This window comes from Bacillus sp. FSL H8-0534 (assembly GCF_038005885.1).
GTDB classification, from domain to species: Bacteria; Bacillota; Bacilli; order Bacillales; family Bacillaceae_G; genus Bacillus_A; species Bacillus_A pseudomycoides.
In genome coordinates, this window is the sequence record NZ_JBBOUC010000001.1 from 4070496 (window position 1) to 4085723 (window position 15228).

Genomic DNA, 15228 nt, shown 5'->3' on the forward strand with positions numbered 1-15228 from the left:
ACATTAAATATATGTAGTAGGAAGAACCGTTATTTTTCTTCTCTCTCTTAGTCGTGTTAATATAGAGAGAAGGAAAAGACGGTTTTTTCTTTCTATATAAATCCATTTTGATTTTTCAATATATAAGTCACTGCTATGAAGAACAAAAGGTGACCTGCGCTCGTTTTCTCTTTTTGTTTTAACTTGGCATGGGGTGACCGCTTCTATGCATGGCTGGACGCTCTCTCCCTCCTAAAAAAAGGGGTTATGTCGGTTTTTCAATTTGGATTTATATATAAATCGTTTTAAATTTGTATGGGGAGGTTTCTAATTTGGAAAAAAAGGTCGTATTAGTCGATGGAAATAATATCGCGTATCGTGCTTTCTTTGCACTGCCGCTTTTAAATAACGACAAAGGTATACATACGAACGCAATTTATGGTTTTACGATGATGTTAATGAGAATATTAGAAGAAGAAAAACCAACACATATGCTTGTTGCGTTTGATGCGGGTAAAACAACATTTCGTCACAAAACATTTAGCGAATATAAAGGAGGTCGTCAAAAAACGCCACCTGAGCTATCAGAGCAATTCCCATTTATTCGTGAACTGTTAGATGCGTTTCACGTACCACGCTATGAGTTAGAGAACTATGAAGCAGATGACATTATGGGCACACTAGCGAAAGAAGCGAACGAACAAGGTGCTCACGTAAAAGTTATTTCTGGAGATAAAGATTTACTGCAGCTTGTTTCTGATACTACGCTTGTATGTATTCCGCGTAAAGGGATTACAGAAGTAGATGAATATACGAAAGAAGCGTTATTCGAAAAATATAGTTTATCACCAAAGCAAATTATTGATATGAAAGGTTTAATGGGAGATCAATCGGATAACATCCCAGGTGTACCGGGAGTTGGTGAGAAGACAGCAATCAAATTGTTAACGCAATTTGAAACAGTAGAAGCAGTATATGAGAACTTAGACAAGGTGAGTGGAAAAAAATTAAAAGAAAATCTAGAAATGAATAAAGAGCAAGCGTTTATGAGTAAAGAGCTTGCCACAATTATTACCGATGCACCAATTACAGTGCATGTAGATGATATCGAATACAAAGGATATGAAGCAAGTGACGTCATTCCAATGTTCGAGAATTTAGGATTTACTTCGCTATTAAATAAGCTCGGTGCGACTCCTGAAGAAACAGCTCCAGCTGAATTAGATGATATTTCATTTGATATTGCAGAAGAAGTGACAGAAGAAATGCTGCAGCAAGATAGTGCAATTATTGTGGAAGTACAAGAAGACAATTATCATAAAGCTGACATTCAAGGGTTCGGTATTCAAAATGAAAATGGCTGTTATTTCATTCCGAGCGATGTTGCGCTAAAATCTGAAGCTTTTAAGAAGTGGCTTGCAGATGATGAAATGAGAAAGTATACGTTTGATGCGAAACGTGCCATTGTTGCACTTAAGTGGAAAGGTATAGAGATTCAAGGGATTGACTTTGATTTACTAATTGCCGCTTATTTACTTGATCCAGCAGATACAGATAAAGATTTCCGTGCCGTAGCGAAAATGAAAGAAACGCATGCTGTTAAATCTGATGAAGAAGTGTATGGAAAAGGTGCAAAACGTGCGGTTCCTGCGCAAGATATAGTCGCGGAGCACGTAGCTCGAAAAGTACATGTATTATACGATGTGCAAAAAACATTTGTAGAAGAACTACAAAAAAATGAACAATATGAACTATTTACTGAGCTTGAAATGCCGCTTGCTCGTGTGTTAGCTGAAATGGAAGTGAAAGGTGTTACGGTTGATACAGAGCGCTTACGTAGTATGGGAGATGAGCTTGCTGGAAGGCTTAAGGAAATGGAACAAGAAATTTATGAGCTTGCAGGAACGGAATTTAATATTAATTCTCCAAAGCAGCTTGGCGTGATTCTATTTGAGAATTTAAACCTACCGGTTATTAAAAAGACGAAAACAGGATATTCTACGTCAGCTGATGTGCTGGACAAGTTAATGGAGCATCATGAAATTATTCCTAAAATTTTACACTATCGTCAATTAGGAAAATTAAATTCGACATATATTGAAGGATTATTAAAAGTTGTTCATGAAGATTCATCTAAAATTCATACTCGTTTTAATCAAGTGTTAACGCAAACGGGCCGATTAAGTTCTACAGACCCAAACTTGCAAAATATCCCGATCCGTTTAGAAGAAGGAAGAAAGATTCGTCAGGCGTTCATTCCTTCAAAAGAAGGCTGGGTTATGTATGCAGCCGACTATTCACAAATTGAACTGCGTGTCTTGGCGCATATTGCAAAAGACAAAGGGTTAGTAGAAGCGTTCCAGCATGATATGGATATTCATACGAAAACTGCAATGGACGTGTTTGGCGTTGGAAAAGATGAAGTAACATCGAATATGAGACGTCAAGCAAAAGCGGTTAACTTCGGAATTGTGTATGGTATTAGTGACTATGGGCTTTCACAAAACTTAGGAATCACACGAAAAGCAGCAGGGGAATTTATTGAAAAGTATTTCGCAAGCTTCCCTGGTGTAAAAGAATATATGGATGAGATTGTACAAGAAGCGAAGCAAAAAGGATACGTTTCTACATTATTAAATCGTCGCCGTTATATTCCGGAAATTACGAGTCGTAATTTTAATTTGCGTAGCTTTGCGGAGCGTACTGCGATGAATACACCAATTCAAGGTAGTGCGGCAGATATTATTAAAAAAGCGATGATTATTATGGCGGATCGCTTAGAAGAAGAAGGCTTACAAGCGCGTCTTCTTCTGCAAGTACACGATGAATTGATCTTTGAAGTGCCAAAAGAAGAAGTAGAAAAATTAGAAAAGCTTGTACCTGAAGTGATGGAGCATGCGATTGAACTTGCTGTTCCTCTAAAAGTTGATTATTCTTCTGGTCCAACTTGGTATGACGCAAAATAAGGAAGTGATTGAATGCCTGAACTACCAGAGGTTGAAAATGTTAGAAGGACACTTGAAAACCTTGTAACGGGAAAAACAATTCAAGATGTGATCGTAACATATCCAAAATTAGTAAAGCGACCAGATGACGCAGAGCTCTTTAAAGAAATGTTACGAGGTGAAAAGATTGAACGGATTGAGCGAAGAGGTAAGTTTTTACTTCTATATGTAACAAAGTATGTTATTGTTTCACATTTGCGTATGGAAGGGAAATATTTGCTTCATAAAGATGATGAGCCGGTAGATAAACATACGCATGTGCGTTTCCAGTTTACAGATGGTACAGAGTTACACTATAAAGATGTAAGAAAGTTCGGCACGATGCATCTCTTTAAAAGAGGTGAAGAATTTGACCAAATGCCACTTGCTGATTTAGGGCCTGAGCCATTTGACGCTGAACTGACAGTAGGGTATTTGCAAGAAAGATTGCAAAAGACAAACCGTAAAATAAAAGTTGTATTGCTCGATCAACGTCTTTTAGTCGGGCTTGGTAATATATATGTAGATGAAGTTTTATTCCGTTCCGGGATTCACCCGGAACGAGAAGCTTCATCTTTAACGAAAGCTGAAATAGAAAAGATTCATGCGGCGACCGTTGCAACATTAGCGGAGGCTGTTGAGCGCGGTGGAAGTACAATCAGAACGTATATCAATTCGCAAGGACAAATCGGCTCGTTCCAAGAGCTTCTAAATGTGTATGGAAGAAAAGGTGAACCATGCGTAACTTGTGGGAACGTGATTGAAAAGACAGTTGTTGGTGGACGAGGAACGCATTATTGTCCTATGTGCCAGCCAAAAAGCTAAGAAAGATATCGTTTTCTAATAACATCGGATAGGCATTTGTCATATACATACAGCAAAGCTATGTATAGGGAAGGAGCTTACCGATGTATCATTATTTCTCTCTTATTTTATTAGCTTTTACATTAAGTTTGGATAGCTGTAGTGTAGGGCTTACTTATGGTTTGCGGAGCGTACGGATTCCGTTAAAATCGATACTCATCATTGGAATGTGTTCAGCGGCTGTTATGCTTGTGTCGATGGGAATTGGACATATGATTGCTAAGGTGTTTTCTCCGGTGATTGCAACGCGCATTGGCGGAATCGTTTTAGTGGTTATTGGAGCGTGGGTGTTGTATCAGTTTTTTCGGAGTGATAAAAAAGACGAACCGCAGCAAGAAGAGAAAGTTTGGAAGTTAGAAATTGCTTCGCTTGGGTTAGTCATTCAAATTTTACGGAAACCGACTGTTGCCGATTTTGATAAATCAGGCACGATTTCTGGTGGGGAAGCCTTGCTTTTAGGTATCGCTCTTTCAGTAGACTCGTTTGGAGCAGGGATTGGTGCATCCTTACTAGGATATACACCCGCCATGATGGCAGTGTTAGTTGCCGTTATGAGTTCTCTGTTTTTATTTATCGGAATGAGGCTAGGAACGGTTTTATCGAATATGCGATGGTTACAAAAATTTACGTTCCTACCTGGGATTTTACTTATTATTATTGGAATTTGGAAAATGTAAGTGGGAGCGTGAAACATAAGTTTCACGCTTCTATTTGTGAGGAGGAAATAGAATGACAATTGTTATAGGTTTAACAGGAGGTATTGCAAGTGGAAAAAGTACTGTTTCACAAATGTTTCGTGAACTGCAAATACCTGTAATTGACGCGGATATTATTGCAAGAGAAGTTGTAGAACAAGGTAAAGAAGCATATAAAGAAATTGTAGAGGTATTCGGTGAAGATGTATTACAAGTAGATGGCAAACTAGATCGCCAAAAGCTTGGGAGTATTGTATTTCATAATGAAGAAAAACGATTGCAGTTAAACAAAATTGTTCATCCTGCTGTTCGGAAAGAAATGAATGTTCAGAAGGATATGTACATAAAAGAAGGAGTGCAAGCGGTTGTGTTAGATATTCCGCTTCTATTTGAGAGTAAGTTAACAGCACTTGTTGATCGGATTGTAGTTGTAGCTGTATCACCTAGTATGCAATTAGAACGTTTAATGAAGCGAAATGGCTTTACAGAAGAGGATGCGAAAGCACGTATTGATTCGCAAATGCCTTTAGCGGAGAAAGCAACATTAGCTAATAAAGTTATTTATAATGATGGCACAATTGCTGAGACAAAAGCGCAATTACAGCTCATTTTAAAAGAATGGAACATTATTAACTAAAAAATTGTGAAATTAGTGAAAATGCTTAGTGACATATCTTCTTTTTGTGTTATACTATTATTGGGATTGGAGATAAATAGTATAACGCATTCAAGGGGGATAACATATTATGACTCGTGTGGCAATTAATGGATTTGGACGTATTGGGAGAATGGTATTTCGTCAAGCGATAAAAGAAAGCGCATTCGAAATTGTAGCGATTAACGCAAGCTATCCACCAGAAACATTAGCACATTTAATCAAGTATGATACAGTTCATGGCAAGTTTGACGGAACAGTGGAAGCATTTGAAGATCATTTATTAGTGGATGGGAAAATGATTCGCCTTCTAAACAACCGCGATCCAAAAGAATTGCCTTGGAAAGAACTGGATGTTGAAATTGTAATTGAAGCAACTGGTAAATTTAATGCGAAAGAAAAAGCAATTCTTCACGTAGAAGCTGGGGCGAAAAAGGTTATTTTAACAGCACCTGGTAAAAATGAAGATGTAACAATTGTAGTTGGTGTAAACGAAGAACAATTAGATATTACAAACCATACTGTGATTTCAAATGCATCTTGTACAACAAACTGTTTAGCGCCTGTTGTTAAGGTGTTAGATGAGCAATTTGGAATTGAAAACGGTTTAATGACAACTGTTCATGCTTATACAAATGACCAAAAAAATATTGATAACCCACATAAAGATTTACGAAGAGCGCGTGCTTGTGGACAGTCTATTATTCCTACAACAACAGGCGCTGCGAAAGCTCTAGCGAAAGTTCTTCCACATTTAAACGGAAAACTTCATGGGATGGCACTTCGTGTTCCGACACCAAACGTGTCTCTTGTTGACTTAGTAGTAGATGTAAAACGTGATGTAACAGTTGAGGAAATTAATGAAGCGTTTAAAACTGTTGCAAACGGTCCATTGAAAGGGATTATTGAGTTCAGTGAGGAACCTTTAGTTTCGATTGACTTTAATACAAATACACACTCAGCTATCATTGATAGTTTATCTACAATGGTAATGGGCGAACGTAAAGTGAAAGTACTTGCTTGGTATGATAACGAGTGGGGTTACTCTCGCCGCGTTGTAGATCTTGTGAAGTTAGTTGGCGCTGAATTAACAAAACAAGAAAGTGTGCAACACATTTAATGATACAAGGAAGGCAAGCGATTGCTTGTCTTCTTTTTTATGCTTTTTTCTGAAAAGGAAAAAAATTATATGAGTATATTTTTATAAATGGTACATATAAAAAACATTGTGATTACTGCATTTGTGAATCAATTATTTTTTTTGGGGAAAAGTAAAGAAGAGAATATGACAAAAAATCGAAAAAACTGTTGTTGCAAAATGAAAATAAACAAAGTATACTAACACTCGTAAACTTAAGAGCTGAGGTACGTAGTTACTACTTAAAGGGTTAGGACCTCTCTGGACTAACTTTCCCCCGTGGTAGTAGAGCAAGCCAAATTGCAAATTAGTTTTCAATTCGAACAGTTAGATTAAATTTTTATGAGGGGGAACTGTAGAATGGATACTATGGACACGATGGGTCGTCACGTAATCGCTGAACTTTGGGATTGCGATTTCGACAAGCTTAATGATATGCCGTTTATTGAACAATTATTTGTGGATGCAGCACTAAGAGCTGGTGCTGAAGTACGTGAGGTTGCTTTTCATAAATTTGCGCCACAGGGTGTAAGTGGAGTTGTAATCATTTCGGAGTCACATTTAACAATTCATAGCTTTCCAGAGCACGGCTATGCAAGTATTGATGTTTATACTTGCGGGGATCGTATTGATCCAAATGTTGCTGCAGAGTATATTGCAGAAGGTTTAAATGCGAAAACGCGAGAGAGCATCGAGCTTCCTCGAGGCACAGGTAGCTTCGAAATTAAGCATAGAGAAACAAAAGCTCTTTAAAAAAGAACATAATTGATTTAAAATGTAAAGAGGTGTATAATGCACCTCTTTTTAGTTTATATAAATTTGAAATTGTAAAATGGTAGACTGTTTTTGACGAATGCTTGCTATAAAGTAAATTTTTAAAAAGTAATGTATTATTGAACGTGAATAGTAGGATAAGGTAGTGAGCAAATACAAATAGGTTATATAATATTGTATATATATTTTCACATGTAGATGAAGTAAAAAGAATGAAGATTAAATTGCAAGGGAGTGAATGAGTTGCGTTGTCCAGCCTGTTTTCATAATGGTACAAGAGTATTGGATTCACGTCCGGTAGATGAGGGACGCTCCATTCGAAGAAGAAGAGAGTGTGAAAGTTGTTTAAATCGATTTACGACATTTGAACGAGTAGAAGAACCACCTCTTATTGTTGTAAAAAAAGAGGGAACACGAGAAGAGTTTAATAAAGAAAAGATTTTGCGTGGATTAATTAAAGCGTGTGAAAAAAGACCTGTATCGTTAAAACAATTAGAAGAAGTAACACAAAATGTGGAGCGTGAACTTCGTAATTTAGGAATATCAGAAGTGAAAAGTGATATGATCGGTGAAATCGTAATGGAAGCACTTCGAGATATTGATGATGTTGCTTATGTACGATTTGCCTCCGTATATCGTCAATTTAAAGATTTAAATGTATTTATTGAAGAATTAAAAGATATACTGCAAAAAGAACGAGAATAAAGTGAAACTTTGAGCCCGCAAATAGTGGTGAAAAAGAGCTAGAAGCGAAAGCTATTAGCTCTTTTTCACTAAGGAATTATATACGTAGAATGGAAGAAAGGAATTGCAAGGATGGAAAAACAGTCATGGATGGAGCTATTGCCAATTGATCGTTATAAAGTAAGTGCGAAAGGGTTGCTGCATAGTTACGATCGGAAGGTATTAACGATGTTATATCAACCATTAGTGGGTAGTAAGGCTTTTAGCTTATACATGACGCTGTGGGGAGAGCTAGAACAGGATCGTGTATTTGGAAAAGAGAATACACACCACTCTCTTATGGTGACAATGCAAATGCAGCTTCCTGAAGTATATGAAGAACGGATGAAATTAGAAGCAATTGGGCTTTTAAACGTATATATAAAAAAAGAAAAAGATATTCGAATGTTTATATACGAATTGCAGCCGCCGTTATCACCAAAACAATTTTTTGATGATATTGTCCTGAGCATCTTTTTGTATAATCGATTAAGCCGTGCGAAATATAATCAAGTTAAACAATATTTTTTAGAAGAAGAGTTTGATTTTGCTTCTTATGAAAATGTTACACATTCCTTTAATGATGTATTTGGGTCTTTTAATCCAGGGCAATTTGAACATGCGCAAGAGGAACTTCGAATTCCAAGTAGCGCAGTTATGCCGGGCAATGAAAAAGGAACTGCCCCACAACTTTGGAACGATTTCTTTGATTTTTCTTTATTTGTAGAAGGGTTATCGACTCTTGTGCCGCGAAAAGCGATTACGGACCAAGTGCGTGAATGTGTTGTTACACTCTCTTACGTGTATGGTGTGGATGTGCTGTCGATGCAAAATATTGTGCTTGGTGCAATGACAGAATTGCAAACGATTGATATGGAAAGGCTTCGGAAAGGAGCGCGTGATTGGTATCAATTTGAAAATGGTCAAGCGCTTCCAGTGTTAAGTGAACGAGTACAGCCTCATGCTGCACGTACGATGAAAGAGAAAGAGCCGTCTACGCAAGAAGAGATGCTCATTAAACAGCTAGAAGAAATTTCTCCAAAACAATTGTTAAAAGAAATTTCAGGCGGGGCAGAAGCAACGAAAGCAGATTTGCAAATTGTAGAAGAAGTAATGATGAATCAAAAACTAACGCCAGGTGTGGTCAATGTACTTATTTATTATGTGATGCTGCGTTCGGATATGAAGCTTGCCAAAACATATGTTGAGAAAATTGCGGGGCACTGGGCACGAAAAAAAGTAGGTACGGTATCAGAAGCGATGGCATTGGCGAAAGAAGAGAATCGTCAATATCAAGAATGGGCTGAAACGAAGAAAAAGGGTCATACTTCGAAGAAAACAGTGCGGAAAGAAATGGTGCCCGATTGGTTGAAAGAACAATCCGAGGAACAACCAGAAGAACAGCCTAAGGAACTTACGAATGTGGCGAAAAAATCGAGCAAGTTAGAAGAAGAACGAAAGAGATTGGAAGAAGAGTTGAAAAAATATAAGCGTGATTAATAGAAGAGAATGAACGCTCTTTGAGGTGAGAGAATGGAGCATATTCAAAATTCATTTGCAAAGTTGATGCAAAATGAGAATTTTAAAAATAGATACGAAGTGTTAAAGGCGGAAGTGATGGCACATCCGCGTGTGAAAGAGTTTATTGAAGAACATAAAGGTGAAGTGACGACTTCCATGATAGAGCGAAGTCTTGTGAAACTGTATGAATACATTGGGCAAAGTGTTGGATGTGCAGATTGTCCGAACTTAGAATCATGTAAAAATATGATTCAAGGATATGAGCCGAAACTGATTATTCAAGGTAAGATGATTGATATTCAATATGATCGCTGCGTAAGAAAAGTGGCTTATGATGAGCGGAAGAAATATGAAAAATTAGTTCAAAGTGTCTATATGCCAAGTGATATTTTACAGGCTTCTATGGAAAATTTAGATCCATCAGATTTAGAACCGCGAATTGAGGCGATTCGTGCAGCAAATGAATTTTTAAATGCATACGAACCTGGAAAAAAAGTACAAGCGTTATATTTCTACGGTAAATTTGGTGTAGGGAAAACGTATCTCTTAGGAGCGATTGCGAATGAATTAGCCTTAAAAAAAATAAGTTCAATGATCGTATACTTACCAGAATTTTTACGAGAAATTAAAAGTTCACTGCAAAATAATACGATAGGTGAAAAAATTGATGCGGTGAAGCGTGTACAAGTATTAATGTTAGATGATATTGGGGCGGAAGCAATGTCAAGCTTTGTGCGTGATGATGTGCTTGGTGCTATACTGCAGTTCCGAATGCTTGAAAACTTACCGACGTTCTTTACGTCTAATTTTGACTTTAAACAGCTAGAACATCATTTAACCTACACACAGCGTGGAGAAGCAGAAGAAATGAAAGCGGCGCGTATTATGGAGCGTATTAAGTATTTGGCGAAGCCAGTTCCAATTGGTGGGAAAAATCGTCGTCATACGTAAAGAGTGAGCATACTGCTTGCTCTTTTTTTATGTTTCTTCAGTATATGTTTGAAATTTCATACGAGCTTGTATCATTTTTTTTCTAGTCCCTTAATATATATAAAATTAGCAAGGATTGTAGAGTGAAGCGGAAGCAGGTATTGCTACTTAGCGCCTAGCTTTCGTGAACTGGACTCTTATGGGGGCTTGAGAGAAAGTAACTCCGTAGAGCGGGATAAAAGGGGGGACAGGAGTGATTGAAATCTGCTTCGAAGAAAAAAATGATGCTGCGCACGTATATCAACAACTGATAAAGAGAACGGAAAAGCTATATAAAGAAACAAGTGTTTATTTATATGAACAAAAGGTAACGATTCATATACCAATATGCGAATCGAATTATATTGAGAAAGTTTTAACACCAGTACTTCTTTATTTTATTGTTAATATAAAACAAAACGAATGGCTTCGTACTATTTTAAAAGAGAAATTTTTTTATGAAGAACAAGAAGAGTGCCATCAAATTTTACATATGGCACATGCTATCTTAAATGGAAAGCGAAAAGGGATTGCCCGTGATCTAACACGTAATAAGATTGAAGTCCGTATTATGTCTTCTTTAAAAGGATGGCTCTGTGACCCACTTTCTTTTTCTTTTTCATCTTATATTCGTTTTCGCCTCCGCGCATATAGGGAGATGGTACACCGACTTGCGGAAGTGGCGATCGATGAATATAAAATGGAGCAAGAATATCAAGTGTTTGTAGAAATGCTAAGGCAACAAGTGAGCAGCCGAAAATCACGTTTACCATGTCTACATCTTGTATTTGATGAAAGTTTTATTTTTTATGATGAAAAAGGAATACGTTTAAAACAAGAAAAATTGGTTCAATATATAGAAGAGGATTTACTAAATAAGCAGGGCGTATATATTGACACGAAGGTAATTGCACCGCTTCTTTCTATTGCGCCGAGAATGATTTATTTGTACACGAAAGAGCAAGATCACAATATGATTGTTACCCTTCAAAATGTATTTCAAGAACGAGTTCAGTTATGTGCACTGCATGAATTTGAACACAACGTGAAAAATTTAAAAAATAAAGGGAACACCCTTGATTTTCTAAGTTTTTGAGCATATAATTACCTACATAAATGAAATATATTGAAATGTTACGATGAGGACATGAGTGATTTACTACGATTTTCAGAGAGGGAAGCCTTAGGGTGTGAGCTTCCTAGTACGGGTTTATTACTTACCACCTCTAAACTTTAGCAGTGAACACTTTTTCTAGTAATTGCTAACGGCCAACACCGTTATGTTGAACTTGAGCAATTGACAGTTTAGTTAATTGGAACAAGGGTGGAACCACGAATTCAACACTCGTCCCTTTTTACGGGATGAGTGTTTTTTATTTTGAGAAAAAAAGGAGTGACCAGTGATGGCAGATGTAGTTAAAATTATTTTCCCTGATGGAGCTGTGAAGGAGTTTCCAAAAGGAACAACAACTGAAGAAATCGCAGCTTCTATTAGCCCAGGCTTAAAGAAAAAAGCTGTGGCTGGAAAATTAAATGATGAGATGATCGATCTTCGTACACCAATTGAAGAAGATGGTGCAGTTTCAATCATTACATTAGATTCTGAAGATGGCTTATACATTTTACGCCACTCAACAGCCCATCTTTTAGCACAAGCGTTAAAACGTTTATATAAAGATGTAAAACTTGGTATTGGTCCAGTAATCGAAAATGGTTTCTACTACGATATCGATATGGAAGAAGCAATTACAGTTGAGGACTTCCCAAAAATCGAAAAAGAGATGCAAAAAATTGTGAACGAGAATTTAGAAATCGTTCGTCATGAAGTGCCACGTGCGGAAGCACTTCGCCGTTATGAAGAAATTGGCGATGAGCTAAAATTAGAATTAATTAACGATCTTCCAGAAGATGCGATTATTTCAATTTATGAACAAGGCGAATTCTACGACCTTTGCCGTGGGGTTCACCTTCCATCTACAGGGAAAATTAAAATGTTTAAATTGTTAAGTGTTGCAGGTGCTTACTGGCGTGGCGATAGCAATAATAAAATGCTACAGCGTATTTACGGTACTGCATTCGTGAAGAAAGCAGAATTAGATGAGCATTTACGTATGCTTGAAGAAGCGAAAGAGCGTGACCACCGTAAATTAGGTAAAGAGTTGAAATTATTTACAAATAGCCAAAAAGTAGGACAAGGTTTACCGCTTTGGTTACCAAAAGGTGCAACAATCCGTCGTATTATTGAGCGTTACATTGTTGATAAAGAAGCGAGCTTAGGATATGACCACGTATATACTCCAGTATTAGGAAGCAGAGAGCTTTATGAAACTTCTGGTCACTGGAATCACTACCGAGATGGCATGTTCCCATCAATGGAAATGGATAATGAGGAATTAGTACTTCGTCCAATGAACTGCCCTCACCATATGATGGTGTATAAAAACGATATCCACAGCTATCGTGAATTACCAATTCGTATTGCAGAGCTTGGAACAATGCACCGCTATGAAATGTCGGGTGCACTATCTGGATTACAACGTGTACGTGGAATGACTTTAAATGATGCGCACATTTTCGTTCGTCCAGATCAAATTAAAGAAGAATTAAAACGCGTTGTAAACTTAACTTTAGAAGTATATAAAGACTTCGGTTTAGAAAATTATTCATTCCGCTTATCTTATCGTGATCCAGAAGATACTAAAAAGTATTATGCTGACGATGAAATGTGGGAAAAAGCACAATCTATGTTAAAAGAAGCTATGGATGAAATGGGTCTTGAGTACTATGAAGCTGAAGGTGAAGCTGCATTCTACGGTCCAAAACTTGACGTTCAAGTTCGTACTGCACTTGGAAAAGACGAAACACTTTCAACTGTACAATTAGACTTCTTACTTCCGGAGCGCTTTGAATTAACTTACGTTGGGGAAGATGGTAAACCTCATCGTCCAGTTGTTATTCACCGCGGTGTTGTATCAACTATGGAACGTTTCGTTGCTTTCTTAATCGAAGAGTACAAAGGTGCATTCCCAACATGGTTAGCGCCAGTTCAAGTACAAGTAATCCCAGTTTCTCCGCAAGTACATTTAGACTACGCGAAGAAAGTACAGGAAGACTTGCAACGTGCTGGTATCCGTGTGGAAGTGGATACTCGTGAAGAGAAAATCGGTTATAAAATCCGTGAAGCACAAATGCAAAAAATTCCGTATATGCTTGTAGTAGGTGACAATGAAGTTGCTGAAAACGGCGTAAACGTACGTAAATACGGTGAACAAAAATCAGAAACAATCGCATTAGATGCGTTTGTTGATATGATTAAAGTTGAAGGAAAACGCTAAGGAAAAGGCGCGGCATGCCGCGCCTTTGTTTTATGGGTAAGGGGAACAAAAATTAGAAATAATAACCAAACAAGACTTATCATAAAAAAGTATTGCATGTATTCGTGTTGTTTGTTACAATATTTCTTGTTGTTAGTAAAACGCGTCTTCTTGACAGACTTTATATCCTATGGTAAACTCATCAAGGATAATAGAATATTGTTTTGTAGAACAAGTAGAAGCACCCGCTTCTCACCTGATTGACGCATACGCAGTTAGCAGGTAAATGTCTTTCTTACTTAAGATTGTACAAGTGTGGGTGTCCGTATGCCCACACTTTTTTGTTTGGGTTCTATGACTACAAACGTATTCTAAGAAAACCTTGGAGGTGGCTTACTATTAGCAAGGATATGATGATTAACGAGCAAATTCGTGCACGTGAAGTACGTTTAGTTGGTGCGAATGGTGATCAACTTGGCATCAAGTCTCGTAATGACGCTTTAGACTTAGCTGCAAATCTTAATCTTGATTTAGTATTGGTTGCTCCAAATGCGAAACCGCCAGTATGCCGCATTATGGACTACGGTAAATTCCGCTTTGAGCAACAAAAGAAAGAAAAAGAACAGCGCAAAAATCAAAAAGTAATTAGCATGAAAGAAGTTCGTTTAAGTCCAACAATTGATGAACACGACTTTAACACAAAACTTCGTAATGCTATCAAGTTTTTAGAGAAAGGCGACAAGGTTAAAGCGTCAATTCGCTTTAAAGGACGTGCCATTACTCATAAAGAAATCGGTCAACGTGTTTTAGATCGCTTCTCAGAAGCTTGTGCTGAAGTTAGTACAATCGAATCTAAGCCTAAAATGGAAGGACGTAGTATGTTCTTAGTTTTAGCACCGAAAAACGATAAGTAATAGATAGAGGAGGAAATACCTATGCCTAAACAAAAAACTCATCGCGGCGCTGCAAAGCGTTTCAAAAAGACTGGATCTGGTAAACTTAAGCGTTCACACGCTTACACAAGCCATTTATTCGCTAACAAATCTACGAAAGCTAAACGTAAACTACGTAAAGCTGGCGTAGTAAGCGCTGGTGACTTCAAACGCATTCGTCAAATGCTTGACAACTTAAAATAAGTTCGGCTGATATATAGAACAAATAGGAGGTAATATTATGCCAAGAGTAAAAGGTGGTACAGTTACTCGTCAACGTCGTAAAAAAGTTATAAAATTAGCAAAAGGTTACTACGGTTCTAAAAATACATTATTTAAGGTTGCTAACCAACAGGTTATGAAATCTTTACTATATGCATTCCGTGACCGTCGTCAAAAGAAACGTGACTTCCGTAAATTATGGATCACTCGTATCAACGCAGCTGCTCGTATTAACGGTCTTTCTTACAGCCGTTTAATGCACGGTTTAAAAGTTGCTGGTATCGAAGTTAACCGCAAGATGCTTGCTGACTTAGCTGTTCATGACGAAAAAGCTTTCGCTGAATTAGCAACAGTTGCAAAAAACAACTTAAACTAATTGTTCAAAAACCTTAGAAGAATTTTCTTCTGAGGTTTTTTTTATTGTTTGGAGCTACTTTTATAATTAATATAATTGTTCA

General features: G+C 37.3%; 14 protein-coding genes and 2 other annotated features. All 14 genes read left to right on the top strand.

Translation table 11 applies throughout. The features are described from left to right. The first annotated feature begins 311 nt into the window (after positions 1–311). Positions 312–2945 carry a DNA polymerase I gene (gene polA, locus MHH71_RS20700; RefSeq protein WP_006096180.1) on the top strand — a complete coding sequence of 878 codons (2634 nt, stop codon included), beginning with the start codon at positions 312–314 and terminating at the stop codon, positions 2943–2945. Positions 2946–2957: 12 nt separating this feature from the next. Then, the gene (mutM, locus tag MHH71_RS20705) at positions 2958–3788 is read left to right on the top strand and encodes a DNA-formamidopyrimidine glycosylase (protein ID WP_006096181.1); all 831 of its coding nucleotides are present in this window, start codon (positions 2958–2960) and stop codon (positions 3786–3788) included. An 83-nt stretch (positions 3789–3871) separates the two neighbouring features. Next, on the top strand, positions 3872–4504 hold the full coding sequence (ytaF, locus tag MHH71_RS20710; protein ID WP_033799147.1) for a sporulation membrane protein YtaF: 633 nt from the start codon (positions 3872–3874) through the stop codon (positions 4502–4504). A 52-nt stretch (positions 4505–4556) separates the two neighbouring features. After that, the gene (gene coaE, locus MHH71_RS20715) at positions 4557–5159 is read left to right on the top strand and encodes a dephospho-CoA kinase (RefSeq protein ID WP_006096183.1); all 603 of its coding nucleotides are present in this window, start codon (positions 4557–4559) and stop codon (positions 5157–5159) included. Positions 5160–5268: 109 nt separating this feature from the next. After that, entirely contained in the window at positions 5269–6297 is a 1029-nt protein-coding gene (locus tag MHH71_RS20720; protein WP_018764454.1) for a glyceraldehyde-3-phosphate dehydrogenase, read from the top strand. Between the two features lie 387 nt (positions 6298–6684). Next, on the top strand, positions 6685–7068 hold the full coding sequence (gene speD / locus MHH71_RS20725) for an adenosylmethionine decarboxylase (protein ID WP_006096185.1): 384 nt from the start codon (positions 6685–6687) through the stop codon (positions 7066–7068). 264 nt (positions 7069–7332) lie between these two features. Continuing rightward, positions 7333–7794 (top strand): transcriptional regulator NrdR, encoded by a 462-nt coding sequence (nrdR, locus tag MHH71_RS20730; RefSeq protein WP_016116577.1) that lies wholly within the window; start codon positions 7333–7335, stop codon positions 7792–7794. A gap of 111 nt (positions 7795–7905) precedes the next feature. Next, complete coding sequence (locus tag MHH71_RS20735; RefSeq protein ID WP_006096186.1) at positions 7906–9312, top strand: replication initiation and membrane attachment family protein; 1407 nt, start codon at positions 7906–7908, stop codon at positions 9310–9312. A gap of 33 nt (positions 9313–9345) precedes the next feature. After that, positions 9346–10284: a primosomal protein DnaI gene (gene dnaI, locus MHH71_RS20740; protein ID WP_006096187.1), complete on the top strand. Its 939-nt coding sequence runs from the start codon at positions 9346–9348 to the stop codon at positions 10282–10284. 232 nt (positions 10285–10516) lie between these two features. After that, entirely contained in the window at positions 10517–11398 is an 882-nt protein-coding gene (gene ytxC / locus MHH71_RS20745; RefSeq protein WP_006096188.1) for a putative sporulation protein YtxC, read from the top strand. A 31-nt stretch (positions 11399–11429) separates the two neighbouring features. Next, positions 11430–11658, top strand: a binding site (T-box leader). Positions 11659–11705: 47 nt separating this feature from the next. Further along, positions 11706–13637, top strand: a complete 1932-nt coding sequence (thrS, locus tag MHH71_RS20750) for a threonine--tRNA ligase (RefSeq protein WP_006096189.1) — start codon at positions 11706–11708, stop codon at positions 13635–13637. A gap of 206 nt (positions 13638–13843) precedes the next feature. Then, positions 13844–13965: a sequence feature (ribosomal protein L20 leader region), on the top strand. Positions 13966–14026: 61 nt separating this feature from the next. Then, positions 14027–14530, top strand: coding sequence for a translation initiation factor IF-3 (infC, locus tag MHH71_RS20755; RefSeq protein WP_000973214.1), 504 nt, complete (start codon positions 14027–14029; stop codon positions 14528–14530). Between the two features lie 21 nt (positions 14531–14551). Continuing rightward, on the top strand, positions 14552–14752 hold the full coding sequence (gene rpmI, locus MHH71_RS20760; protein ID WP_001125945.1) for a 50S ribosomal protein L35: 201 nt from the start codon (positions 14552–14554) through the stop codon (positions 14750–14752). 37 nt (positions 14753–14789) lie between these two features. Then, the gene (rplT, locus tag MHH71_RS20765) at positions 14790–15146 is read left to right on the top strand and encodes a 50S ribosomal protein L20 (RefSeq protein WP_003201011.1); all 357 of its coding nucleotides are present in this window, start codon (positions 14790–14792) and stop codon (positions 15144–15146) included. The last annotated feature ends 82 nt before the right edge of the window (positions 15147–15228 follow it).

Bases quoted from the DNA above. Each gene is read 5' to 3' on its own strand.
- MHH71_RS20720 (WP_018764454.1), top strand. From the start codon at position 5,269: ATGACTCGTGTGGCAATTAATGGATTTGGACGTATTGGGAGAATGGTA.
- thrS (WP_006096189.1), top strand. From the start codon at position 11,706: ATGGCAGATGTAGTTAAAATTATTTTCCCTGATGGAGCTGTGAAGGAG.
- coaE (WP_006096183.1), top strand. From the start codon at position 4,557: ATGACAATTGTTATAGGTTTAACAGGAGGTATTGCAAGTGGAAAAAGT.
- rplT (WP_003201011.1), top strand. From the start codon at position 14,790: ATGCCAAGAGTAAAAGGTGGTACAGTTACTCGTCAACGTCGTAAAAAA.
- speD (WP_006096185.1), top strand. From the start codon at position 6,685: ATGGACACGATGGGTCGTCACGTAATCGCTGAACTTTGGGATTGCGAT.
- MHH71_RS20735 (WP_006096186.1), top strand. From the start codon at position 7,906: ATGGAAAAACAGTCATGGATGGAGCTATTGCCAATTGATCGTTATAAA.
- rpmI (WP_001125945.1), top strand. From the start codon at position 14,552: ATGCCTAAACAAAAAACTCATCGCGGCGCTGCAAAGCGTTTCAAAAAG.
- dnaI (WP_006096187.1), top strand. From the start codon at position 9,346: ATGGAGCATATTCAAAATTCATTTGCAAAGTTGATGCAAAATGAGAAT.
- ytaF (WP_033799147.1), top strand. From the start codon at position 3,872: ATGTATCATTATTTCTCTCTTATTTTATTAGCTTTTACATTAAGTTTG.
- infC (WP_000973214.1), top strand. From the start codon at position 14,027: ATGATGATTAACGAGCAAATTCGTGCACGTGAAGTACGTTTAGTTGGT.
- mutM (WP_006096181.1), top strand. From the start codon at position 2,958: ATGCCTGAACTACCAGAGGTTGAAAATGTTAGAAGGACACTTGAAAAC.